This is a genomic window from Pseudomonas sp. KH_027 (genome assembly GCF_057838565.1).
Genome location: NZ_JBYQOM010000002.1, coordinates 260093 through 283650 on the forward strand (window position 1 = coordinate 260093; position 23558 = coordinate 283650).

General features: G+C 56.1%; 32 protein-coding genes. 6 read left to right on the top strand and 26 right to left on the bottom strand.

The genetic code is table 11. The annotated features are described in order from the left end of the window. Positions 1-606 precede the first annotated feature (606 nt). The gene (locus AC3IYG_RS23840) at positions 607-891 is read left to right on the top strand and encodes a hypothetical protein (protein WP_489314321.1); all 285 of its coding nucleotides are present in this window, start codon (positions 607-609) and stop codon (positions 889-891) included. Here the strand turns inward: AC3IYG_RS23840 and AC3IYG_RS23845 are convergent. The 4 genes from AC3IYG_RS23845 to AC3IYG_RS23860 all read right to left on the bottom strand — a co-directional run bounded on the left by AC3IYG_RS23845 (position 888) and on the right by AC3IYG_RS23860 (position 3109). Then, a complete protein-coding gene (locus AC3IYG_RS23845; protein WP_489314320.1) occupies positions 888-1340 on the bottom strand; it encodes a hypothetical protein in 453 nt (150 codons plus the stop codon). The two genes, AC3IYG_RS23840 and AC3IYG_RS23845, sit on opposite strands and share 4 nt — an antisense overlap. 301 nt (positions 1341-1641) lie before the next feature. Continuing rightward, positions 1642-2115 (bottom strand): hypothetical protein, encoded by a 474-nt coding sequence (locus AC3IYG_RS23850; protein ID WP_489314319.1) that lies wholly within the window; start codon positions 2113-2115, stop codon positions 1642-1644. Positions 2116-2123: 8 nt separating this feature from the next. Next, entirely contained in the window at positions 2124-2447 is a 324-nt protein-coding gene (locus AC3IYG_RS23855) for a hypothetical protein (protein WP_489314318.1), read from the bottom strand. An 8-nt stretch (positions 2448-2455) separates the two neighbouring features. Continuing rightward, positions 2456-3109 carry a hypothetical protein gene (locus tag AC3IYG_RS23860; RefSeq protein WP_489314317.1) on the bottom strand — a complete coding sequence of 218 codons (654 nt, stop codon included), beginning with the start codon at positions 3107-3109 and terminating at the stop codon, positions 2456-2458. Positions 3110-3612: 503 nt separating this feature from the next. Between AC3IYG_RS23860 and AC3IYG_RS23865 the strand changes: the two genes are divergently transcribed. Continuing rightward, positions 3613-3891 (top strand): hypothetical protein, encoded by a 279-nt coding sequence (locus AC3IYG_RS23865; RefSeq protein ID WP_489314316.1) that lies wholly within the window; start codon positions 3613-3615, stop codon positions 3889-3891. On the opposite strand, the gene AC3IYG_RS23870 is transcribed toward AC3IYG_RS23865, so the two are convergent. Together AC3IYG_RS23870 and AC3IYG_RS23875 are read right to left on the bottom strand one after the other, a co-directional pair. Continuing rightward, a complete protein-coding gene (locus tag AC3IYG_RS23870; protein WP_489314315.1) occupies positions 3892-4281 on the bottom strand; it encodes a hypothetical protein in 390 nt (129 codons plus the stop codon). A gap of 445 nt (positions 4282-4726) precedes the next feature. Continuing rightward, complete coding sequence (locus tag AC3IYG_RS23875; protein ID WP_489314314.1) at positions 4727-5131, bottom strand: hypothetical protein; 405 nt, start codon at positions 5129-5131, stop codon at positions 4727-4729. Between the two features lie 99 nt (positions 5132-5230). On the opposite strand from AC3IYG_RS23875, the gene AC3IYG_RS23880 reads away from it, so the two are divergent. Further along, positions 5231-5584: a hypothetical protein gene (locus AC3IYG_RS23880; protein ID WP_489314313.1), complete on the top strand. Its 354-nt coding sequence runs from the start codon at positions 5231-5233 to the stop codon at positions 5582-5584. A gap of 32 nt (positions 5585-5616) precedes the next feature. On the opposite strand, the gene AC3IYG_RS23885 is transcribed toward AC3IYG_RS23880, so the two are convergent. The 11 genes from AC3IYG_RS23885 to AC3IYG_RS23935 form a co-directional block, all read right to left on the bottom strand. Beyond that, positions 5617-6015, bottom strand: a complete 399-nt coding sequence (locus tag AC3IYG_RS23885) for a hypothetical protein (RefSeq protein ID WP_489314312.1) — start codon at positions 6013-6015, stop codon at positions 5617-5619. A gap of 144 nt (positions 6016-6159) precedes the next feature. Continuing rightward, complete coding sequence (locus AC3IYG_RS23890) at positions 6160-6360, bottom strand: hypothetical protein (RefSeq protein ID WP_489314311.1); 201 nt, start codon at positions 6358-6360, stop codon at positions 6160-6162. Then, on the bottom strand, positions 6357-6734 hold the full coding sequence (locus AC3IYG_RS23895) for a helix-turn-helix transcriptional regulator (RefSeq protein ID WP_489332255.1): 378 nt from the start codon (positions 6732-6734) through the stop codon (positions 6357-6359). Before AC3IYG_RS23895 ends, AC3IYG_RS23890 begins: the two co-directional genes overlap by 4 nt. Then, a complete protein-coding gene (locus AC3IYG_RS23900; protein ID WP_489332256.1) occupies positions 6734-7378 on the bottom strand; it encodes a hypothetical protein in 645 nt (214 codons plus the stop codon). Before AC3IYG_RS23900 ends, AC3IYG_RS23895 begins: the two co-directional genes overlap by 1 nt. 130 nt (positions 7379-7508) lie before the next feature. Beyond that, positions 7509-7844, bottom strand: coding sequence for a hypothetical protein (locus AC3IYG_RS23905; RefSeq protein ID WP_489314309.1), 336 nt, complete (start codon positions 7842-7844; stop codon positions 7509-7511). Between the two features lie 62 nt (positions 7845-7906). Continuing rightward, entirely contained in the window at positions 7907-8221 is a 315-nt protein-coding gene (locus AC3IYG_RS23910; RefSeq protein ID WP_489314308.1) for a hypothetical protein, read from the bottom strand. 275 nt (positions 8222-8496) lie between these two features. Then, the gene (locus tag AC3IYG_RS23915; protein ID WP_489314307.1) at positions 8497-8871 is read right to left on the bottom strand and encodes a response regulator; all 375 of its coding nucleotides are present in this window, start codon (positions 8869-8871) and stop codon (positions 8497-8499) included. Between the two features lie 28 nt (positions 8872-8899). Further along, positions 8900-10033 carry a tetratricopeptide repeat protein gene (locus AC3IYG_RS23920; RefSeq protein WP_489314306.1) on the bottom strand — a complete coding sequence of 378 codons (1134 nt, stop codon included), beginning with the start codon at positions 10031-10033 and terminating at the stop codon, positions 8900-8902. 67 nt (positions 10034-10100) lie between these two features. Then, the gene (locus AC3IYG_RS23925) at positions 10101-10454 is read right to left on the bottom strand and encodes a hypothetical protein (RefSeq protein ID WP_489314305.1); all 354 of its coding nucleotides are present in this window, start codon (positions 10452-10454) and stop codon (positions 10101-10103) included. A gap of 49 nt (positions 10455-10503) precedes the next feature. Further along, positions 10504-11115, bottom strand: coding sequence for a YheU family protein (locus AC3IYG_RS23930; RefSeq protein ID WP_489314304.1), 612 nt, complete (start codon positions 11113-11115; stop codon positions 10504-10506). Positions 11116-11167: 52 nt separating this feature from the next. Then, positions 11168-11710: a hypothetical protein gene (locus tag AC3IYG_RS23935; protein WP_489332258.1), complete on the bottom strand. Its 543-nt coding sequence runs from the start codon at positions 11708-11710 to the stop codon at positions 11168-11170. A gap of 462 nt (positions 11711-12172) precedes the next feature. Here AC3IYG_RS23935 and istA point away from each other — a divergent pair, with 462 nt between their 5' ends. Both istA and istB read left to right on the top strand, forming a co-directional pair. After that, positions 12173-13858: an IS21 family transposase gene (gene istA / locus AC3IYG_RS23940; protein ID WP_041506137.1), complete on the top strand. Its 1686-nt coding sequence runs from the start codon at positions 12173-12175 to the stop codon at positions 13856-13858. Further along, on the top strand, positions 13746-14495 hold the full coding sequence (gene istB, locus AC3IYG_RS23945) for an IS21-like element IS1474 family helper ATPase IstB (RefSeq protein ID WP_003460139.1): 750 nt from the start codon (positions 13746-13748) through the stop codon (positions 14493-14495). The genes istA and istB overlap by 113 nt, the downstream gene beginning before the upstream one ends. 438 nt (positions 14496-14933) lie before the next feature. Here the strand turns inward: istB and AC3IYG_RS23950 are convergent, their stop codons facing one another. The 8 genes from AC3IYG_RS23950 to AC3IYG_RS23985 all read right to left on the bottom strand — a co-directional run bounded on the left by AC3IYG_RS23950 (position 14934) and on the right by AC3IYG_RS23985 (position 20508). Next, a complete protein-coding gene (locus tag AC3IYG_RS23950; protein WP_489314302.1) occupies positions 14934-15614 on the bottom strand; it encodes a hypothetical protein in 681 nt (226 codons plus the stop codon). Next, on the bottom strand, positions 15589-16125 hold the full coding sequence (gene ssb / locus AC3IYG_RS23955; RefSeq protein ID WP_489314301.1) for a single-stranded DNA-binding protein: 537 nt from the start codon (positions 16123-16125) through the stop codon (positions 15589-15591). The genes AC3IYG_RS23950 and ssb overlap by 26 nt, the downstream gene beginning before the upstream one ends. A gap of 54 nt (positions 16126-16179) precedes the next feature. Then, a complete protein-coding gene (locus AC3IYG_RS23960; RefSeq protein WP_489314300.1) occupies positions 16180-16617 on the bottom strand; it encodes a hypothetical protein in 438 nt (145 codons plus the stop codon). A 105-nt stretch (positions 16618-16722) separates the two neighbouring features. Then, positions 16723-16992 carry a hypothetical protein gene (locus tag AC3IYG_RS23965; RefSeq protein WP_489314299.1) on the bottom strand — a complete coding sequence of 90 codons (270 nt, stop codon included), beginning with the start codon at positions 16990-16992 and terminating at the stop codon, positions 16723-16725. 152 nt (positions 16993-17144) lie between these two features. After that, positions 17145-17672 (bottom strand): hypothetical protein, encoded by a 528-nt coding sequence (locus AC3IYG_RS23970; protein ID WP_489314298.1) that lies wholly within the window; start codon positions 17670-17672, stop codon positions 17145-17147. Between the two features lie 10 nt (positions 17673-17682). Beyond that, positions 17683-17931 carry a hypothetical protein gene (locus tag AC3IYG_RS23975; RefSeq protein ID WP_489314297.1) on the bottom strand — a complete coding sequence of 83 codons (249 nt, stop codon included), beginning with the start codon at positions 17929-17931 and terminating at the stop codon, positions 17683-17685. Positions 17932-18074: 143 nt separating this feature from the next. Next, on the bottom strand, positions 18075-18470 hold the full coding sequence (locus tag AC3IYG_RS23980) for a hypothetical protein (RefSeq protein WP_489314296.1): 396 nt from the start codon (positions 18468-18470) through the stop codon (positions 18075-18077). Between the two features lie 532 nt (positions 18471-19002). Beyond that, the gene (locus AC3IYG_RS23985; RefSeq protein WP_489314295.1) at positions 19003-20508 is read right to left on the bottom strand and encodes a DNA cytosine methyltransferase; all 1506 of its coding nucleotides are present in this window, start codon (positions 20506-20508) and stop codon (positions 19003-19005) included. Positions 20509-20986: 478 nt separating this feature from the next. Here AC3IYG_RS23985 and AC3IYG_RS23990 point away from each other — a divergent pair, with 478 nt between their 5' ends. After that, entirely contained in the window at positions 20987-21481 is a 495-nt protein-coding gene (locus tag AC3IYG_RS23990) for a YcbK family protein (protein WP_489314294.1), read from the top strand. Here AC3IYG_RS23990 and AC3IYG_RS23995 read toward each other — a convergent pair. Beyond that, the gene (locus tag AC3IYG_RS23995) at positions 21478-22641 is read right to left on the bottom strand and encodes a TrfA (protein WP_489314293.1); all 1164 of its coding nucleotides are present in this window, start codon (positions 22639-22641) and stop codon (positions 21478-21480) included. The genes AC3IYG_RS23990 and AC3IYG_RS23995 overlap by 4 nt on opposite strands. Positions 22642-23558 lie beyond the last annotated feature (917 nt).

Consider the following 23558-nt stretch of genomic DNA (forward strand, 5'->3'; position numbering starts at 1 on the left):
GCTCATTCCAGTTGGCCGGCATGCTGAGCGGCGACGTTTCAGGCCTAAGCAGAGATAGAGCCCTGCTAACGGTAAGCAAGTCGAGGTAGTGGGCACCATGAGGAAGCTCGGTGTTAGGGAGCGTGCTGAGGCACCTGTACATGGCAAATCGGATGAAGTTGTCGAGCGTAGACGTGCTCCCAAGCCCTACGTGCAGAGTAGCCGGGGTCGCAAAAAGCCCCTGAGCCTTCCGCGACCACTCGTACTCGCTGACGCCAGCCCGGAGGTCCAGGTCAAAGCAATCCAGCTGTTCTATTGACTGCGGGTTGAATGAGGCGTCAGGGCGTATGGTGATCTGGGTCGAATAGTGGGTAGCGCCTGCCGGCCCGCAAGCCAGCGAGTCAAACGACACCAGCTGACCAAGCGCGGGTGTGCCTATGTACTGGCCGTCATAGAAATGAATAGTGGGTTGCATGCCAAGTGGGCTCAGTCGTTACGCCGATAGCCAACTATCTGCCATCTAGGCTGCTCGTTGCCACTCAACACAGGCGCAAAGGTCGTGAGTACGGATTACTACATTGGTGGCACTCGTTAGAATTGAGTCATCAACCACTCGGCCTGCTTCCCATGAACAGCCTCAACACCCAAGTTGCTTTCGCGCTTCACAGTGGCATCGTTCACCTGTGCCTGGATTCAAAGCGAGCCAGAAAGAAGCCTGCGGAATCACTTTGCCGCGAGGTAATACTCCACTCCTTGCGTGCGCCGGTCGATCCTGACGACTTGAGCAACATCCAGAACTTCATCATCTGCAAGGGGTGCGAGGCGAGATTCAACTTGATGGGGTACAGGAAGTTCTATGCGCGAGAAACAGCGGCATTGAAGAACAATCCGAATCAACTGCCGCTGTTCTAAGCCTGCGCAAAGCGGGGTGCATGAACGCCTTCGAATGCCGTTACATCCAAGACCGGAAAAACCTCAAAGGACTTCCGAACGCCCTCCCCCCAGCGGTTTATAGCTTCGATCTGCCTGGACGTAAGGCGCCAGTGATCGTGCAGGCTCTGTAACATGCCAAGCAAAAAATCCCTGCGATCAGGCTTCGTGTGCTCAATCGCAACGCGCAACCAGTGGTCGGCGCCAATGCAGCGCTCAACGTTCCGGTGGGAGTAAATAGTGTTGGCCTGCTTGGACTTCGCAAGCAGCCTCTCAACATAGAGGCGAGCATCTGAGGTAATGCCGGCGTCACGCAGCAGCTGGCTGTGGAAATCGCGCAATTTCTGAGTGGCGTTGCCGGAAAAGCCACGCATGTGCTCAACCCGGAGACGTATGTAATCGACAACCTCGTCTGCCTTGATCAACGGCATACCAGCCTGTCTCCCGGCACGCTTAGACTTTGAGCCATCGAGTTTGTCGCCTGGGTCGCCAGATGAAGGCTGTAGACCTTTGGCGACTAGAAGCATTGCCATCCTGGAAAGATCGAGGACAGGCTCGGCGGGGGCTCCCAGATGCTTCTTGGCGCACTCAGGGCCAGCGTAGGCCTCAGTGCCTGATTCGTCCCGCAGGACGATCAGGCGCCCACTTCGGAGGGCTCTGTTACAGAAAACACAGTGGACTTGGGCTAGCTCGTTGCGATCTATCCTGGCGTAAGTCCACTTGCTCATGCGCCTACTCCTTGACGGTGAGTAACAGAGTTGTTGTCCCGTCCACGACTAGCACCTTTGGCTTGCCAGCCTCAATAACCGAGGTGTCCGAGAATGCAGCGTTTTCAATCAGCGGCTGCATATTCACACCACAGCCTAGATGCTCCTTTTTCTCGATGCCTTTGAGGCTTGATACCTGCCCCACCACCTCGACCTTGTACTGGCCAGGGGCTGAGTCATCGATGCGTCGCAGATTCATCACCATCCCCGTGCGGTACTCTGCCTCGCGGCATATTTCCTTACCACGGGCTTTGTCTTTGATGGCTACCGTGTACCGGCCAGAATCACGCAGATCGAGTGTCTGCCGTTCACTGGTCAGTGGATACGTGAACTTGATGGGTTCCTGGCTGCCCTGAGAAACGGCAACCTCAAGATTGGCGGCGGTAACAACGCCAGATGCAGACGCGGCTACGGCCAAGATCAGTGTTTGTAAGCGCATTCAAACTCCTATGTACGGTTGATGGTGCTCGCGAAAGCTTCGGCGAGAATCCTCCCTACGTGGAGGTCTTTCCACTTCGGATCAGGGCATTCGTTCGCCACGACTTTCAGCGTGCCAAGGTCCACCACTTCCAGCCCCACCGACTCGTTGCAACTGGCGAGCCCGTAACCTTCTTCCAGCGCCTTAAACAAGAGCGCGGGCTGTCCGGCTGGATAAGCAGGGGGGCCAAACGTGAAAAAGCTCTCGTAGCGCGTAACCATATCCGCCAGCAGCTCATGAACCATGGAAGCAGGCAGGTCGATGTAGAGGCGCTTGTTGTCGAGCTTGATCACGCTGGCATTCATTGGGGCTGAACTCGTATCTCGGCTGTATGTTGGACTTTATTACCGAACGAGACTTTAACGGGCTGATCAGCCAGCTCCATAAAGAATGGAACAACCACACGATCCAGATAGACGGGCGGATTGGTTGAAGACTGTAGATCGGCTTCCAGGACGTACATGTGGTCGATGCCGATGCAGGCAACGAAGCCATCACCTTTCACAGACGCTTCCGAGACTCGGACGTAGTAGCCTTCCGGGTACTCGAACAACTCACCCTGCTGAACGAGTCCATTGGACTCGGCGCCAAGCATGAAGGTTTTCTGGTGCTGTAGGTCTTTGGCGAAAACTCGGTGGCCAAGGCCTTGAGGAACATCCAAGGCCGCATGCGTGAAGACGTAACCGTCACCATCACCGCTGGCCTCAACCTCAATGCCAACTTTGAACGTGTCATAGCCCATTGGCGGAAGGCCTGTTGGCTGGAACACCTCGCCTTCACGCCATTTGGACTTACAGGTGAGTGAATCGCTGGAGTAGTGCTTCTCCGTGACGATGACAGTCCCGGAGTGGACCTTGGAATCGTAAGTGTAAGTTGAAACAGGAGGCTCAGGCGGCGCAGACGCGCAGCCGGCCAAAAGAACTGCCGCAATGGCGGTCAGGGTGAACTTGTGCATTGAGTCGATGCCTTTTCTCCCCTTCCCAAGCCGAGACTCAGCAGTGCGCTCTCAATGGACGAGCCAGTGACTGGAGCGCTGATGGTCGCCAACGGACCAGTGTCATGTCCGCTAGCCAGAATCGGCCCCTTCCAAACCCGCAAGATTGGAAGTGACGACTTTGGACCAGGAATGCTGCGTATACGGTTGATCAGGGCGTGAGCTGACGCGTTCCCCGCGAACCCGTCTTCCAGCATCAGCAGACATGACATGGGGTGTTGGATGCAACTCAATAGGGGGGCACTTTCTCTCACCGCAAGAGTTTCATAGCCAAGCTCATTCAGCAGCAGCGTGTATTGAAAGGCAGTCTCAGCGCTTCTGGTGGCTACGACAACGATCATTCCTGTACTCCGTAATTGCTCCCAGGCTGGAGCGTTACGGGGATGATAACGAGTAACTATCGTGAGTTGGCATGCGCCAGGACGGAATATCCCCTCAAATAGAGTCGTCAATGTGGGAGGGGTATGGAAGACAAGAACTTGCTAACGGGACCAGACAACTGGCCTGTCCCGGTGAAAATATATGATGGTGACGCCAGCCTAGTTCGACTGACCGGCCTTCCGCTCGCGATGAAAAAGAAGGCATGGGGAGAGATACAAGCTAGCAATCCAGCACTGGCAAGCCTACTCAAGGAGCAAACTCTCCAAGATTTGGTGTCTTACTTCGATGCGGATATTTTCGTTGAAGCGAAGCATGCCCCCTCACTGCCGACCGAGCGACTGAGGGGGCGCAAGCCCGAATAATTAGGCGCCGATGCTTCTTGAACTGAGTTGCTGCTTGAGCTGGAGGAATGCAGCTCTTTTCTGCGAGGGCGGCAACGGAGTGACTGGAGAAGCGCTCACCTCATAAAGAGGGCCGCTATCGAGTGCGCAGGACTCAGGCTGCGATCCGCCATGCTGTGCGGACACTTTCTCATCTGCGGCCAGCAGGTCATCGACCGAGCCGCCAGCGCCGCTATACGCCTCAATCAAAATATCCAGGCAGGCATCGGAGTCCTCGCTTTGCTGCGAAGGGTTCTTTGCCAACATAGCGAGCATCTTGGTGTACGCCTCCTGAATTTGAGCAGGGGTCGGCTCATGCTCTTTCAGCCATGCTTTTACGCGCTCGGTGTAGGTGGCGCTGTCATCACACATATGGAACCCTCCAACCATTTCTTTATACGAAGCCACATTTCACTCGGCAAAGGCGCGTGTCATCGATAGGCGTGCATTGAAAATACAAATCACCGAAGCAAAGCCAAAAGGCAGAGCCTATATAGCCGCGCATGTGCGGAAAAATAAGGTGCGCAGAGCCTGAAATCAGTGGAAAACCGATTCAGTCGTGACAGAAGAAACGAGCAGGGTTGCCTCTGTAAACCATTGATTTATAAGCACTACATTGAGCGCTAGATGGGCATTCGCCGTGGATCATGGCGCTTGTACGTGAAATCTACCGAATCGGCAGCACGTACCCCGACAAGATTTCGCGTAGAAGCGCCCTTCCCGACCCGCTCAAAATGAGACGCAGGCTATCAAAGCAATCATCCCGATAGCATTGGGTAATTTCCGCGCATGCGCGGGAAAATGGCGCAGAGATGGATCAATGAATCCCGGTTGAGGCTTCCAGAACACGGAACTGGCAATCAGTCACCGACGAACTGCTTTCCAGCAAAGTGCGCAGCTGTCGTGACGCGCCCGGCTTTCCCGAAAGAGACTCGGCTATTGCCGAAAGCTTCACGTACTGATCTGCGGATATTTCCTCATGCGCACACACCTGCATGCCATCAACCCGAATGCTTCCAAGCTGATTGCCCAGCTCCACCAAATTGAACTTCGCGGGATCGCCCTGGCTATCTACGAGCAGTGTCGGCAAACCTGCCTTAAACGCCTCCAGCTCGGCCCACTTGTCTTCCGGGCTCGATTCAAATACTCCGAATGCAGCATAGGCAACCGAGGCGACCGCGCCGAATGCAACAACACCAGCGATCAAACGTTTTCGCGACATAGATGAATACCTCTCCTGCAAATTAACTGCACTGCCTTGAGTGGAAAATACGGTGGCCAGTCAGTAGCGTGGGGAAACACTGCTCCTGGAGAGAACCAATTGCGAAAAACACAAATTGCCCTGGCGCTCTGCGCGTTACTCACAGGCTGCGCCAGTGCCTGGATCAAAGAACCGAGTCCGGCAACAAGGAATCTCGTCAACGACCTGCGACTGGATGGGTTCGACTGCAAAGCTCGGCTCTCAGATATAGAGTGCGTGCAGATAGACCCCCTAAAGAGAAAGCAGGCCTCAAAGTGCGACTCAAAGAATGGCTGCGTAGAACAGCCATCGATCCTTCTCTACAACAGATACCGCATCGAGCAACAAGATAACGGGATACCTACCGTGCATCACGATGTGGTCGAGCAGATTGAAGGGAAGCTGCTTGGCGGAAAGAAGGCTGTGGCTCAGTAGCGGCAGCCGGGACCCGGTGGCTGGGCGCTGCGCTAGCCTACCGGGTCGATAGTGACACCTTCGGCCTCAGCCCAATGATCATGCGCAACACTGCCTGTGATCATCGCGTAGCGCATACCAACTGTCGGCCTACCGATTTTCAACAGGTATGCAGCAGCACCAGCGCACATCTTCTCGGCCTCCCGGATTGGTCGCTTGGGCTCGGAGCGCCCCATCTGCAACTCGTCATCGTCATCGCAGTCATCTGCCCCCTCGCTATTCAAGGTCTTGTGGCAGAGAAACGATTGCGAGTCGTCTTTGGTCAATGCGCTGATGATGCTATCAACCCTGCCGGGCATTAACTCGATAGCGCCATCCTTGCGGAATGGACAGTTCGCGCAAGGACGCTTCAAGCGATAGAAGCTTTGGAATGGGTCGCTGGCGTCACGCATGGATCACCTTCATAAAACCAATCACACGTTAAAAGATCAGAAAACCCGCGCATGCGCGGAAAATACTCCGATCTGTTTTTCCGCGCATGCGCGGGTTATTGGACGAAAACGGTAGTCCGGGTAATCCAGTGATCAACTGCGCATTCAATGGATTGAGACAACACCCAGGTGGCTGCCGGTAGGCTTGTCCACAACTTCAATGCCGATCCCATACTTGGAGGTGTCAGCCTCTATAAGGAACACCTCGTACTCATGCAGGTGGTCAGCGGCGTAGAGGGCAATGGACCTCTTTAGCTCGCAATCATAAGAGACAGTCGGCGCTAATGGGTGAGCAAAGGTAATCATGGTTCTAATCCAAAAAAAGCTAGGGCAGTGACTGCAAATACTACCCATTTTGGCGGGGTGTCATTCTCCCATCGAGAGACAGACGGCCTCGACACCGATAGGCGACTAGCCAGCTGCTCTTGATTCATGCCCATCCGCGTGCGCATGTCAGCCAAACAGGGGCCTGTAAGGTCGATGAACAGGTGCGGTAGAGCCTTGTATGCCCTTAGCCCTCGGCACAGCAGGGGGAGGAAGGCAGGCCCCTTTCCAGCCTCCCAGCTGCGGATGGTGTTCCGCGATACATCTAACAGCTCGCCCAGTTGCTGCTGAGACAGCCCGAGCCATTTCCTTGCGTGGTGCATGTCGCTGCCCGCAACGCCCTTCTTGCGTTGCATCAGCGGACCCCGTTCACGATGCGGACGATATGACCCGCCAGTGACTGGCACCCCTTATCAAGCTGAACACCTGGATGTGCTCCAGCAAGCACCAGCGCATGGCAAAGCTGGACTGCAAGTGAAGAATGGTCTGCCTTAGACACGTCAGAAAAATTCATCTGATCGACCTGGATAGCCGCCCTGACGACCAAACCAGATTGCTTAATCGTCACATCACAAGCGCCACCCTCAACAACGCACTTGTGCGAAAAGTCAGCGCCTGCCGCAACCATCCTCTCGCTCCGGCTCAAAGCCGCGCTTCGTTCGGATGCGATGATAAGCAGCCGCTGCTGAACGTAGGTTGCGCCGCCCGCTGGAAGCCTTGGGATGGGGGCGTACTTGTACCCGCTTTTACGAAGACCGAGGCAACCTTCCTCACCGTCAAAAAGCTCGTAGTGACCCGAGCGGATTGCATGATCAATGACAGCCTTCCAGTTGGTAAAGCCAAGGCCGAACACCCAGTCGTCAACAGGACGCTGGGAAAGCGTGAGCGCAGCGGCGCCATCAAGGCCGGTCCCGAACATCACAACGCCGTCATCGATGGCGTTTACATCAAAGGCCTGGGGGTCGGCATCGAGAAAGGAGAGTTGTAGATCGCTCATCATTGAAGCTCCCGTATTGATGGAGTCAATGATCAGCGATGTATGGGCGTGTCACGGGCGAGGCTTGGCTCTGCGGGGCAAATCGTGAGAACCGAAGCCTGGAAGCGAGGAGGGGAGAGCGGTTGCTCAGCCCTTATTTGTCACTCAGGTAGTCGAGATAGTCGAAGGCTTTGAGCGCATCCTCATTAGTGCTGGAGGACGCATAGGCGATCATGAAGTTGATTACCAGCTTATACAGAAGCTCCGCAGTAGGGTGGTTGCGATCAACTGTAGCGAGGCAAAAGGCTTCAAGAAGCTCCGCAGGCATCTTCGCAACGAAATCGGCCCCCAAGAGTTGAGCGATTTCCTGCTCAAGGTAGGAGGCGACCGACAAGGCATCGCACGTCTCGTTGGCGGCCAAGTCGCCCCCTATCTTGGCTTCGTGGTGCAGAACAGGAGCTGTAATTGGGGGCTGCGGGGTATTAGCCATGGGGAAAACTCATTGGTCGAGAACGCTCGACGAAACGAATCCCCCACTCGCAGGATTGAGGGTCAGTCGAGCAATTGGGCTCGATGCCATGCTGAAATGGCTCGGAGCTGATGATCTTCTAGGGAAGATAGCGCATCGCGAGCCGATTTACCTTGCAGAAGTTCCGGGCGGCAAAGCGCCATGGCGATCATGCAGTCCAGTTTTCCGTCTCCAGTCTTGAACCCCAGTGAAAGCTCAGCATCCTGGATAAGCTGGAGGCAGCCCTTGTAGGTTTTGGCGGCGCTTACTGCATCGCGATCAACAACCATCGATTCAAGTGCCCACAAACATACGGCGGTGATCAGAATAGAAGGTGTTCCCGGCGTCACTTGGTGCATACGGGTTACGACTCCGCACACAACGGACAGCTGGTACATGTGAGGGGTCTGCGAATACTTCGGGACGTTTGTGATCGTGAAGAAGCCAGTGTAATCCGTGGACACCCAGCGAGTCCCGTCGATACGATCCTTCCGAATCAGCCGACCGCGTGCATCCACCTCAAAGGTGCAGTTTGTGTCAGCCGTGACCTCGTAAGGCTCCAAGGGGGCACCTGCTGGCAAAAATGCCGGGGCCTGGGTGAAGACGAGCAAGGTTGGCCTTGAACTCATAACCATCAACCGAGGTGCTTGGTGATTACGGCGGAAATAGCGTCCTTCACCGGAGGCTTAACGATGTAGTCACTGGCGCCCGCCGCACTGGCCAGGGCCATGTCGAACATCCCGTCTTTCGACGAAAGCATAACGATAGGTGTTGATTTGAACTGGTCGTTTGCCCGAATAAGTCTGGCAGTCTCCAGTCCATTCATTCGAGGCATTTCCACGTCGATGAGCAGAATGTCCGGCTGAAAACTGATCATGTGGCTAATGCCATTGAATCCATCAGTGCAGCACATGACCTCATGCCCAAGCTCTCGCAAGTAACCCTCGGTCGTGGTTCGGATCGTTTTCGAATCGTCGATCACCATGACCCTATGTTGTCTTTCACTCATGAAACGCTCCTAAAATCTGCGTGGCAGCCTACTGGCTAATACCAGTAAGTCGCGTGGAATCCTGCCCGGTTACTTGATAGTGCAGGTCGCTGATGCACTGATCCAGCCGGCCTGGAGCTTTGCTGTCACTAATTGCTCGCACCCCTCGAATGAATGCCAACTCTTTACCAGCTTCAACGTTGCCGAGCTTGTCAGCGACTGCCATCCAGCAGTACGCATTGAACTCAGGCTCCGCAATGCGTATGGAGCCGATCATTACCTTCTGGGCATATTGAAGCATTGCTGCGGAGTCGCCACGCAAAGCCCTGGCCTTCAACGAATCGCTTGCGGAGAGGGCGCTACCGAGAGGTTTGGAATCGGCGGGGCTTTGAACTGCTGGTAGGCCAGCATCGTAACTCAAGCCGGTCTTTTCTAGCTCCTTGGCAAGAGCCAGCGCTGCGTCCTGATCCCCCCTGTTGGCTGCATCACGCAAATACTGCATGCCAAGATCAGGGGCATTGAGGTGAGGGCGCTGAATGTTTAACAGCAGTAGTCCATACTCCCGTGCAGCACGCGGACTGCTCTTGCTTGCATGCTCTAACAGCTGGCGACCGTAGCGCTCATCTTCCGGCACGCCTTGCCCTCGAAGGTGGAGCATACCGAGAACACGGGTGGCCTCTGCATAACCCCCGCTATGCGACAGGTTAATGAAATGCAGAGCCTGCGGCATGTCTTGGGGGAAGCTCCCGTCGAGATACATCCTGGCTAAGTCATAGAACGCGGAAGGACTGCCGGAGTAGCCGGCTTGAGTCAGAAGTGACACCTTGCCCTGTAGGTCGCCCATGGCGCCAATCCGATTCGCCTCATCAATCATTTCTTGAAGGTGCGGACTGGTGCCAGAAGGCGCGGCGCTGGCCTCAATTGCTTGATCCTGGCCAGCCGGCAATGCGTATGCCACAGCGCCAGCCGGCATGCCGGAATGTACGGCCAGCTGTGCTTGGTGTTTTGCTTGTACAGGGGATGCCTGGGGCGTTGCAGAATAGTCAGAAGAATATGCTTTGGGTGCTGCTGGCTCATCGAACGGATTTGCTGCGCTGTCGTAGTTGTTGGTTGTTGCACAACCGCCTACAAGCAAGCAGGTCAGTGGGAGGAACATACGAAAAGGGGATGCTCGGGAAATCATTGCTGAGCCCTAAATAGATTCCCTCACAGAATTCCTGTCCCCTGATCCTGTTTCAACCGAACTGCCTTCACTTCCTATGCCGGTTGCGCATGAATTCCGCAACCTCTCGCTCTAACGAACCTTCCAGGCTTCCTGCTTGAGCAGAGTGCAGATTTTCATCAGATATACCTTCGGACTGGATTTCGCGCCCAGACGATTCTTCGGCGGACAAAAGCTTTTCCAGCTCAGCTGCGTAGGCGCTGTCTGGTCGTTTTCGAGGCCTTTTCTTTCCCTTTGTCGGGATAGGCTGACTCGCATACAAGGTGTGGATCGAGTTATCTAAGAGCAGTGCGCGGTCGCACTGTTCTTGTAGCTGCTTTCTCAAATCGTCTTTGGTGGGCTGTTTCAAAAACAAACGTAAACCTCGAAGCTGAGTGGACATATAAAGCGCACCTTTAGGTGCGCTCTTGGATTAAACGGCTCGAAAGAACTTAGCGTTCGCTTACAAGCATGACCATGGTTTGAGGCCAGTCAGCCAGCATTTCCACGTATAGATGAACACCTGAAATCTCGTACCGGGACAACATATAGTCCTTCGTGGCAATGGATTTTAGATTGCTCAGTTTGTCAGTCCAAGGAACCAAGCCGTAGTCGCCCTTGGAATGACGGTAGAGCAGGTCCTGGAGCTGATCCAGGCGAACTTTGCCGGCCTGGAGTAAAGCGCCTGTTGCGCCACTCATTACGGTGCGACCGAGGTCAATGGGGAATACACCGTCCTCACTGAGCTTGCGGTGTAGATCGAGGAATTCGGTCATGGCCTCGCGCTCAGCTGCTTCCTCAGCAACCTCATCGAGCAACGCTTGCTTGATCACCTTGAAGTCACGAATTGCGGATTCGCTTACTTGGTGCCGCGCAACCAAGCATGGCTGCTGATGTTCGTAGTTGTAGGTGATGAACGCCTGCTCGCTTTCCAGCTGGCTGAGCAGCTGAGATTTCCGCTCATCAATAGTCGTTGCGTCGCCATAGGTTCCAACGCGAGTAACGAAATCTGTCAGCAGATCATCGAGGGTTTCTGGTTTGAGTTGGGTATGGGGGATCAGCATGCTACACCTCCGGCTGTTGATTGAAGGAAATCATCCTCGATGCAGCGCTGTGTCATAGCCTCGAACAATGCGTGACAAAAGAAAAAACCAAATCCGATTGTTGGGAAGTGGGGATTTCGAAACCGTAGAAAATCGACGACTGAGCAGGCACCCATGCGAACCCTAGAGAGCGCGAATGGGCAAGAGCCGAGGCGATACTCGCCGCGACTCTGAACTTTGTTGTCAGGTACTCACCTGAAAGCGCAGTCGGCGTTACAAGGGCGCTCGGTGAAATGCCGACGAACCCACCGTCAAGCCTGAGAGATAGATGCTTGGCCTCCGACATGATCTTCCGGGTGTTCTGGTCTGCGTCGTACTGAGCTGTTACTTCCAGCCCGCCAGCTTTGACGCATGCCATTTGAAGCCGACCCGTACCATTCCAAGTCTTCTGCTCGCCCTGGAGGAATACGCTCCCGCTTCGGCCAATGATTTCCCACTTCGGGGGAAGCACGCCGTTGTTGACGAGGTTCAGAGCAACGGCCTCGTTTACAGGCAGTTTCTGGAGCGAAGGCCCAGCATTAACCATCCTCTCAAACAACTGGGGTGATATGTCCATGCGGATTAGATACCCGGTAATGGCAGCTGAAATTACCTGCCCTAACGCGAGGTCCTGTGGCCCGGAGCGACGTGAGAAGAACCTGTGAATGCCGAAGTAGGTAGCGCTGTCGGCGAATCGATATACCCCGCCAGCAAAGACAAGCAGGCAAGCGCTCTGGCAAGAGCCTGGGATTGGCTTACCCTGCGCACTGCCGCGCTTTCCTATTGCGGTATTGAAGCCTAGCTTTCGGATAACTGCGGATTTCGGAGCACCGTGACCGGCCGTTTCGGTTGATCGTGACCGGTCATTTCGCTAACGCGTGACCGCTCATTTCGGTAGCAACGTGACCGATTTTCCGCCTGTTCCGAAACAGGTGGTCACGGCTTACCGAAATCGCCGGTCACGACTTAGCGAAAGCCTTCCCCTTCGTTGCGCATGACCTGATGCGCCGCCATCCTCGACCGATTTCGGGAGAGGAAGATGGCGGCGCCGCGAGTAGCCATGCGAAACATCAAAGAATGTCTGCGCCTCAAGTTTGAGGCCGGCTTGTCCCACGAGAAGATTGCCCGTGCCTTGCAGCTGTCCAAGGGCGTGGTTAGCAAGTACATCGCGGCGGCGCGGGTGGCCGGGCTGGACTGGCCGGCGCTGGTGGCCATGGACGAGGCCGCGCTGGCGGCCGCCTTGTTTGCACCGACGTCGACGAACAAGCCGCGCGGTGAGCGAGTGCTGCCCGATGTGCTGAGCATCCACCGCGAGTTGCGACGCAAGGGCGTGACCTTGCAGCTGCTGTGGGAGGAATATCTCGCCGCGCATGCGGGCCAGCCGACCTACCGCTACACCCAGTTCGTCGAGCACTACCGGCGCTACGCCCAGACGCTCAAACGTTCGATGCGTCAGCTGCACCGTGCGGGCGAGAAGCTATTCATCGACTATGCCGGGCCGACGCTGCCGGTGGTCGACCCGGCCACCGGCGAAGTGCGCCGGGCGCACATCTTCGTCGCCGCCCTGGGCGCCTCGAATTACACCTATGCCTGCGCGACGCCAGGCGAAACCCAGGTGGACTGGCTGACCTCGCTGGGCCAGGCTCTGACCTACTTTGGCGGCGTGCCGGAAATGGTTGTGCCGGACAATCCGCGCGCCCTGGTCGCCCAGCCGGATCGCTACGAGCCGGGCCTGAACCGGGCCACGCTGGAGTGCGCGCGTCATTACCAGACGGTGATCCTGCCGGCACGGCCACGCAAGCCTCAGGACAAGGCCAAGGCCGAGGTGGCGGTGCAGGTGGTCGAGCGCTGGATCATGGCGCGGCTGCGCCATCGGCAGTTCTTCAGCCTGCATGCGCTCAATCAGGCCATCGCCGAGCTGCTGGAGGATCTGAATCGGCGCCCGTTCAAGCGGCTCGATGGCTGCCGGCGCGACTGGTTCGAGCGCCTGGATCGCCCGGCCTTGCGAGCGCTGCCGGTGCATCCCTACGAGGTCGCCACCTTCAAGCGCTGCAAGGTCAGCATCGACTACCACATCGAGGTCAATGGCAGCTTCTACAGCGTGCCCTCCGCCCTGGCCCGGCAGAACGTGGACGTGCGACTGACGGCACACACCCTGGAAGTGCTGCATGGCAACCGGCGGGTGGCCAGCCACCTGCTGCTGGGGCGACGCGGCGCTTACAGTACCCAGCGCGAGCACATGCCCGCGGCGCACCAGGCGCATCGCGAATGGACGCCACAACGCCTGCTCGACTGGGGCGCGCGGATCGGCCCCTACACGCGCCAACTGATCGATCACCAACTGACCCACAAGCCGCACCCGGAGATGGGCTACCGCGCCTGCCTCGGCCTGCTCTCGCTGGCCCGGCGCTATGGCAATGCACGCCTGGAAGCCGCTGCCGAACGTGCCGTACACCTGCGCGCCTTCACCGGGCGCAGCGTGCGCAACCTGCTCCAGCAAGGCCTGGATCAACAGCCGCTGCCCCAGCGTGCCGCCGAAACGACCTTACCCGGCGACCACGAGAACGTCCGTGGCGCCGACTACTACCAACCCCCGCAACAGGAGCTGTTCGATGATGCCGCAACACACCCTGAATCAACTGCACCAGCTACGCCTGGACGGCATGGCCCGCGCCCTGGAAGAGCAATGGACGCTGCCGGCCAGCCACAGCCTGAGTTTCGATGAGCGCCTCGGCCTGCTGCTCGACCGTGAACTGGCCTGGCGTGACAACCAGCGCCTGGTACGGCTGCGCAAGAAGGCCAAGCTCAAGTACGCCAACGCCTGCCTGGAAGATCTCGACCGCCGCTCCGGTCGCGCCCTGGACGAGCGTCTGATCGCCACCCTGGCCAGTGGCGACTGGATCCGCCAGCAGCACAACCTGCTGCTGACCGGCCCGACCGGTGCCGGCAAAACCTGGCTGGCCTGCGCCCTGGGCAACCAGGCCTGCCGCCAGGGCTATAGCACCCTGTACCTGCGCACCCCGCGCCTGCTGGAACAACTGCGCATCGCTCATGGCGACGGCAGCTTCGGCCGTACCCTGCAACAGCTGGCAAAGGTCGACGTCCTGGTGCTGGACGACTGGGCGCTAGCCCCGCTGGAGGAAGGAGCCCGGCATGACCTGCTGGAGGTGATCGACGACCGCGCTGGCAGCCGCTCCACCATCCTGACGAGCCAACTGCCCATCGAGCACTGGCACGGCTGGATCAACGACCCGACCCTGGCCGATGCCATCCTCGACCGCCTGGTGCACAACGCCTACCGGCTGACGATGAAAGGCGAGTCGCTGCGCCGAAAAAAAGCCGAGGAACAAGCCGCATCGTGACCGATGCGATTACAATCCAGAACCCGCGCAACCGGGGTGGAAGCACCGGTCACGTATTAGCGAAACGCTCGGTCACGTTCACCGAAATCCGCAGATAACCTCACCCAGCTCAAGCCCGGCCTGTAAGTCACCCCCAACGCTGTTGATGTAGATCGTTGCACGCTCGATCTTGTTTGCAGCCAGCGATGTAGCGAGCTGCCGAGGCAGCGCGGGGGTAATCTCGCCGTCGATATAAATCTCTGCGGGCGCTGAGCGGCCATCTGCATGCTTGAATGTGACAGCCTGGATCGTGGGCTCTGCTGCCGAGGCAAAGCCTGATAGGGAAGCTGCGAGTAGGAGAGGGGAGAGGTGGCGCTTTATGTTCAAGGCGTAGCCCTATCTGAAACCTGGGCCAAGGTTATGAGCTGGGTGCTATGAGCGCCACCCAACTCACAGCACTCACTCACCCATCGACTCTCCGTGCGCTCGAAATGTGGATCGACGATCCGGCAGCTCGGAAATACCAGCTGACTGCAACCGGGTGTATTGAACCGGGTTCGGCATAGGCACCTGGAGGCTTTCAGGCGCTTGGCAGCGAAGAACCTCGCAGATTTTTTGAACCAGCGCGTGGTAAGCAGAGGCATACCCAAGCTTCTTGCTGATGTACTTTGTGATGGTAGGGTGCCCAGCAGAAGACCATTTCCAGCTTGCTCTGCATGGACTCGAACTGGACACGACTAGACTGATGCCAGGAACGAATCGCGACGCCGATTTTGTACTGATGCGTCCAGAATGGATGCCGAGTTCCGACTCTTTCCTGTCACGCCAGCGCTGTGCCATGGCCATGGCCATAGATTCATTGACCACCTGCGTGATCCTGAAAACCTCAGAGTGGGTCTGGCGATTGGCGCCCCACCCCTGTTGAATCATGGGTCGGAAGCCGACTAGGCAACCACTATCGTCTTTGATTGACACGATTCTCCGCATAGCGAAGGTATCTGCGGTCTTCCAGCGGCCTGCGCATACAAAAGGACTGGCCAAGTCGGCTTCATCGGAGAAGGCTTCGATGCTCGCCCCAGCGTCAGGTGTTTTCTGAAACCTCGCACTGCGAGTGTTAATCCGGTGCGTCTGTTCGGTCATGCAGCAATAATCCTTCAAAGCTAAGCCACTCATCGTCCACTACGGTCGATTCTGCCGGCCTACCATTCGGAGCTGGGTAGGCGGAGGCTAGACGACTCCCTGGTAGGCGAGCCTTGGGGCTCAAAGCCGAGCTGGGGCTTGGACGGTCATGGTCTGCCACAGCCTTCTCCACGGGAGGGCCGGTATCGTACACCCTGAAAGTGCCGTCAGCGCCCACAACCACTTCGGTAATGCGCTGGGCGAGGGGCTTGCCCTCGATAGCCCTGGTGCGCAGAGTACCTTCTACGAAGCACATGCACCCCTTGCGGACAGCATTGTCGCGTGATTCGGCTTGGGGGCCTGTAATGATAACCCTGTGCCAATCAGCGGTTGATGAGCCTGAACCGCGCTTTAGGCCTGATTCAGTTGCGAGGCTGACCCGCAAAATGGGATGGCCGGCAGGCGTATAACGCAGATCACCATCTGCACCCGCTCGGCCAATCAGAAAAACTTTGCAAACCCCACGAACCATTGGCCTTCCCGTTAATGATGCGAACGACAGGCCGCATCATGGTGAATCCATTGTTTAGCTGATCGCATCAGCCGCAAGGACAGCGCGTGCGGTATCAATCAGCGCCATTGCTTCCCCGTAGGGCAGATGCTGAATTTTCGATAGCTGAGGGAGCAGCATTTCAAGCTGATCCTCAAAATCGTACTCGCGATAATCTTCTGCACGGGCATTGTCCATCAGCAGCATTTCGACCACCTCGGCATCGTTGACCGTCACTACAAGGCGAGCATCAAGATCGATGTTCTTCTGGACGAAGGCAGCCGAATAGGAATCGTCGAGATTGACCTCTGCATAGAAGCGACCGTGGCACCAATCACTGCAAGCATGGCTAGCGCCGAGCAGTGGCCTGGGGGCATTGAAGACCGCGCATCCCTCTGAAACATAGAAGCCCTGGAGATTGCGTGCAAAAACCACTTTGCAGTCGCTGAGCATCGGGTGCAGATCATGTTTCATGGCTAGGCGCCTCCTGTAAATGAGCCACCATCGTCGCCTAGCAAACCGCGTGTCACGGGTTAGAGGTCATAACTCGTCGGACCCAAGGCTTTGCGTTGAGAAGCCTCAGCCAGTGGATGTGTGGCGCCCAAAACCGTGCAGGACAACAGCGCCAGCAACCAAGGGGATCAAGCTGAAAAGCACTCCGTACATCAGGCCAGTCTCGCTGATAGTCTCGTAAAGCGAAAAAACAATGAGCACGCCAATCAGGCCTTTTAGGAGTTTCCGTTGGTAGCTGCGCGGGGCACCGGGGAGGCGCCTGCTGATCGGCGGGGCGAATGACAGTGCGAGCAGGCCACACAAAACTACAGCAGAGCTGGTAAGTATCTCGGTCATCGGGACCTCCAAAATGTGGACGTGAAACTACAGTGCCCACGGAATTCATAGCAACCGAAGTAGGCGTCATTGCCCATCGACTGGATCGATCCGCATTCTGAGGACGAAAAAAAACCCTCCACGTTTCCGTGGAGGGTTTCCCATTCAGACCATCATGCTGCCCAAAGGTCAGGGTCGTATTTCAGTTGGAGGTCGGCGTATAGACGGTCGGCCTCATCCCAAGTGTACTTCCCAACCTCAACGGCAGTTCTTAGCGCAAGCGCCTCGGTAGAAAACTTCCACAAACGTGTGGCCGAGAGCTTGTCCAAGGTATCCGGGCTAACCATGACGGTATGCCCATTATCGCAAAGCTCAAGCAGCGCTTCTTCGGCGCTACTGAACGTTGAGTGGCCAAAGAACCCCTTGGCATCAAACAGTTGATAACGGTACGCACCTTCATCACTCGCGTCTTTCAGCACGAATCCGTACTGATTGAGCGAGTTCTTGTAAATGGCACCGAAACCATGCTCATCGAAATGCGCAAACATTTCATCGAGAATGACCTGTTTTGCATCCAGCTCCTTTGCGGCATCTTCGATCCAGCCGCCAAGGCGCTGAGCCAGAGGGGTTGAATCTCCAAAGCCTTCACGCAAGCTAGCTGCACGACTGGCGAACTCTTTGCGCAGATTTTTCGCTTTCATGTTTGCCTCCTTATTCATTCGCGCCGAGAGCCGAGGTAGCAGTGCCACCGTTGAACTCTTGGCCATTGAAGAAATAACGCACGCCCTGAGCTGCAACCTGACGCTCCAGACAAACATCCAGCTGAGGCTGAACTTTGCATGTGGCGCTCAATTGCATTTCTTTCTTTTGGTTGTGCTGGAAGGCATCCATGGCACCCATGCCAACCCCTGAAAAGGCGGCGAAGGCGCAAAGTGCGACAGAGGTATAAAGCTTTTTCATAGTGTTACTCCGACCTGTAGAGCGCAGGCGTTTGAGGTAATACGCCAAGTGCTCTAAGGCTTGGCGGGTTTTGCAGGCATTAACCTGACCAGCTCAAGCCCTATAGGCCTGAACTGATTCAGGCCTAGGCCGATGATGAAGCTTTATTGATGAATCCCAATCCGCATGAGCGCCTTATGACACTCGCAGCGGATTTGGTTGCGGGCATGAGCGACACGCCGCTCGATTCGTGCATTTAAGAACTGGTCGAAACTCAGCTCAATCAATGCCCCCTCCTGGATGTTCCATTGAGAGGGGCCGATTTCCGAGAAGCCTGCGCCGTTGCCATAACGGATGACGTTGCACCCACCAATTTCGTCGAACCAATCGAAAAACAAGTCAGCCGGGCCATCGATCACATCAATTTTGAAATCGATGCGGTCGGGGTTGCTATCCATGTGTCCTCGATAGTCCTCGTCGTGGGATACCCCACGATCAACAGCCTGCCTAACGATGCCTCGAAGCGTCGTCTGTCCAACAGGATTGCTCTGGTTTTGCATTTGGTACGTCCTTCCTGTGGGCACAGGCAAGATAGTTAGCCGCCAAGTGCCCAAGGCTTGGTGGCTGTAGCAGAACAAGGTCCTGACAGCTCAAGCCTCGCGGCCTGGGGTGAGTCAGGCCAACGCTGGAGGAACCTCAGACGCCGATGGAGCCCAGCTCAGTGACAGCCTGTGATGGCGGTAACAGGGGTGCTGGGTAGAAGACCAAAGTGCTCGCCTACCCCGTAGCTGCTCCCAGTTGAATGAGAGTTGCAAACGAGGATGTTGAGCGCTTGATATGGAGCTTTTCCGTGGCGGTCGAAAAGGTTCGATTCGACTGTGTAAACGCTACCGGCAAGGTAAACCTGCATGCCGGCCCGAACTGCATGTGCAGCGAGGGTTTGAGTTTTCATGGGGTCTATCCGACCTGTCGGGGCAGGCATTTGTTGGATAACACCAAGTCCCGAAGCTTGGCGTTGTGACCGCATTGGGTCTGCACGCCGAGCCTTTAGGCTGGAGTGCAGCCCAAAGCGGGGAGGGGGAGGGGAGGGGATTAAGCGGTTAGAGCAAACAGGGGCAGAGTTACCTGGGTATCAACGCCATGCTTGCTGATCGCCTGCACCGGAGTTTTGGCCGATGCTACTTTTTCCTCTCGATTCACAGGTTGGGGATTACGGATCGGCGCCACCAAGCCAGATACTGACTTGGCTATGAGCACGCCTACGGCAACGAATGCGCAGAAAACAACGGATTGCCCGAGAACTTCGTGAGCCCTGGTGGCCGAAAGTCCCTCGATCATTTGCTCTGGAATCGTTTTGACGCGTGCATGCTCAGCTGGGGTCATCAACCTTGAAAGTTGAGGATCATGCGGAGCGACGATGAAAGGTTCGGTGCTGCGAGCCTTGGCATAACCTCGTCCAAGTACCCCGCATCCGTCTTCATCCCCAGAAAGAAGTTGACGCTCGAAACCCTTTCCAGCGGTTTTGTCACGCAACTCTTTCTCTGCCAAATACCCATAGGCCTTCCACATGCCAGAATCGGCAGGGATGGCCTCAAGCACATCGGCAATTTTTTCTTCCTTTTGACGCACCGGCTCCAGCTGCTCGAAGTCAACCGGCCCGCAAACCCCTGGCGTGGTAGCAACCATGCACAGACGCTTGCGCCTTTCCAGCGAACCCAAGGAACTACCATCCAGAACCGTCTCACTCAGCTGGTAGCCCAGATGAGTAAGCACAGAACGGATGACGGTCATTCCAGCAGATTTACTGTACTCAACCACGTTTTCAAGGATGACAATGCACGGGTTCGTGACCTTTACCCACTCCAAAAAGTCGTAGAAAAGGGTCCCCGCCGTGGAGTGTTCTTCCGCACAGCTAAGGCCATTTTTTGCGGCCCCAGCGCGTGAAGCTCCTGTGCATGGAATACCGGACACGATAGCCTCAGCCTGCGGAATGCCATTGCCCAGGATGTTTACGTCACGAATATCGCCGTTAATCACGATGCTGTCGTCACGCCACAACTGAGGGTTGTTGCGCAAAGAAGCGTCGATGTATTCGCCTTCAAGCTCGACAGCGACTTTGACGTAGCTTGCCAGTCCGGTTCGTTGAAAACCTTCATGGATTGCCCGATCTGCTACGCCAGCTCCGTGGAAAAGGCTAATAACACTGAGCGGTTCGCCAGTTTTGAGCTTGTTCAGGAAGCGATTGACTCGCTCTTGAACCCGCATGGCGATGTGGGACATGGAGATTACGATCCGACCATTGTGAATGGCCACACGCAACTTGGTCCCAACCTCAAATAGTGCAGCAATGATCGAATCACGAACCTCGATGAGCGGGTAAACCCGGTCATTCCTGGTGCGCTTGCTCACGCTGACTGTTTTACCTGCGAAACCTTGCGGCGCTGGGCGCAACTCGATTCGGCGGAGTTTGTTGCAGACATTCAGCATGTACTGAACGCCAATTTCTACACCTGCATGCGCCAAGTGCTGCCCTTCCAACCAGATACGGGGGACGGAGCGAGACTCAGAAACAAGGGTGTTGATTACGGTAGTAGACATATGTGTGCTCCCTACCCGCAGCGAAACGAAGTTCCTGTCGGGTATGTGGTGTTGTGCGCGCATAGCGGGGACATACACCAAGCCCAGGGCAAGATGTTTGTCTTGCCACGGGCGAGCGATAGAGGATGGTCTGACGATTTCTACCCGCTCCTTCTCGATGACGCGAAGGTTAAGGTCTGCACAAAGGCACGCGATGACGCGAGGCTAGGTACAGTGCAGGCACGTTAGAGAGCTGCATAGAACAGCTCATTTGTAACACCGGCAGATGGGCAAGTAAACCTACCGCCAAGCACGCCACTGACCTGGAACTGCATCAAGTTGAGTTGAGCCGAAGCAAGCAATCCCGAGAATGGGCGGGACGAAGCACAAATGAGCAAGACCATTGTCAACGCCGCCCAATCCATCCCGACGCAAATTCCTATCCCTAGGACTGGCAGTAGCAACTGCCAGCTTGGTCGGGGGGCTCGCAACCGAGCCCTTGTATGCAGCCCAGCAGAAAGACTGGCGGCAGGTGCTGCTAGATCGGGATAGATGGCTCAGCCTGGAGAGGGCTGCTACCGGGGAGAAGGGGCAGTTCAGGTATTACCGATACGGGGTTGGGTTCGAGCGAGAAGGCTACAACATAGCCTGCCACCTGCTGCGCGACGTTAAGAGTGGCGTCACTCACGCGATGAACCCCAAGCTCATTGATCTTCTGTTTCTGATACAGGGATGGCTAAGGGTAAACGGGCTTCCCTACCACATCATCATACTCAGCGGGTATAGAACCCCAGAGCACAACGCAAGACTGGCAAAGGCAGCCAAAGACTCGGAGCACGTTAAAGGGAACGCTGCTGACATTAGAATCCCCGGCCTCAAAGTCGATGCCTTAACGCGCCTTGCTAAGGCGGTTGGGGTGGGCGGTGTAGGCATCTACTCGCGGAACGGATTTGTCCACGTTGATGTAGGCCGGGTTAGGCAGTGGACTGGTTAGCTCGCTTTTTTCTTGCGTGACCGCTGACGCGGCATGCCCGCTCTGTCTGCAAAAGCGTCGAGCCGGTCTTGCGCTCCTTGGTCATCGTCCATGTCAATCGCGTCCTGCAAGTCCAGTGCAGTTGGAAGCTCAAGCGAAGACTTGATGCGGATAGCATCACCGGCCTTCAACCCAGTGACAATTTCTTCGCCCTCAGTGTTTTTCTCAATTTTCCAGCCAGGGACGATGTAGCCTTTGGCTTCCCAATCTGTGAAGCGAGTCTTCTGCTCTGCCTTGAAGCGACGCTTTACCTTCTGGTACTCCGATTTTGACCCGCTGAACTCATGATATTTTTCGAGTTTCGTAGGCCATACACCGTCGCGATGCGAGGCAATCAACGAAAGCAGCTTCTTACCAAAGCGATCCAGTTTTTCCCAAATTTCGAAAGGCAGCAGTGTGGTATTCACACCATCAAAAAAGATGGCGGATATTGGGTCAAGGTTAATCAGCATTCGCTTAGTGGTGGGGTTATGCGTTTGCTTCGTGATGAACTTCATACTTACATCAACCAGCTGATCGCTCTCAAGGCCAGCCGCAATCATCTTTAACTGGGGGCCGAAAGTATTCTTCACGTATTGCTGGAAAAAATTGCCGTCAGCAATTTCAGACAACTGCGGGGATGTAAGGATGCTGAGTAGCCGAGCCAATGCAGGCTTGCTGCTGATACGAAGTTCAGCAGCTGCAAGATCGTCCAGGATGCGACGTGCCTTTTTGTAGTTCGCGCCGGATTTAAGGTCTAGGTCAAGCCATCGAAGAATGTCGGCCTGGATAGCGTGGATTGGCTTAGTAAGCGACCGGCCCCGTGCAAGAACCATTAGTCGAACCAGGACGACTTCATGATCCACGGTAAGTTGGGGGCCTCGATAATGGATGCTCCCACTTCCAAGACTGAAAATCTCGGTCCATTCCGTGTAGTGCGAGTTCGCACTGGCACTCATCTTGCCGGCTGTAAACAATGCCGACCTGACTATCGGATTGCTTTGCTCGAAGAACTTCTCATTGGTAAACGGCAGAACGCCTTGAGCAGACTCAAAGTCAAATTTATCGCGGAGCTTCGAGCGGCGCTCGTCGATGACGCCTTGGATCATTTCCTCTTGCGTCAACACCAAGTCGTCACTCATACCTCCCTCCATAGCAACAGCAGCGGAAAACCTAATTGGCACAGCATATATATCATTACCACCAATAAAACCCCAATTTAAGACCAATTTCGAATAAAAACCGGAGCTTTGAGGGGGCAATGAAAGGATTACCGGAATCCTGTGTACGCACTATCTAGGCCCTAGAATGATAACGCCTGATCCGTGCCAGTCCCCACGCTTGCAAAAGGCACAACACCGCTCGGCTGATTCCGGTCATTCAGAGAGAAAAACGGGACTACCTGTTGCCTGAAAGGCCCGTGGCACTAGGCGCACATGAAATTCCGGTAACTTGAGTTGAATCGAAAATGCCATTTCTGGTAGCGAGCGCTCGGCTGATTCCGGTCACTTCGGGCAGATGCGTACACCAAATTCCGGTCTGTTATTGCCTGTGATCTGCCAGTAGGCGCTCGGCTGATTCCGGTCATTGCGGGCTGCCGCGTACACAGGATTCCGGTCATGGCGCGAATCTGGGGAGCAGCAGAGGTGGCGCGGTGATCGGCACATTCCGGTCTGCTGGAGCGCCCGTGGCACTAGGCGTACACCAAATTCCGGTCTGTTCTTGCCTGTGCTCTGCCGGCCTGCGCTCGGCTGATTCCGGTCAATACAGGCAGCGGCGTACACAGGATTCCGGTCATGGTGCAATTCTGGGGAGTGCCGGTGGCGGGGCAGTGCTCGGCTGATTCCGGTCGGCTGGAGCGCCCGTGGCACTAGGCGTACACCAAGTTCCGGTCTGTTTTTGCCTGTGCTCTGCCGGGCTGCGCTCGGCGGATTCCGGTCAATGCAGGCAGCGGCGTACACAGGATTCCGGTCATGGTGCAATTCTGGGGAGCCCCAGTGGCAGGGCAGTGCTCGGCTGATTCCGGTCGGCTGGAGTGCCCGTGGCACTAGGCGTACAC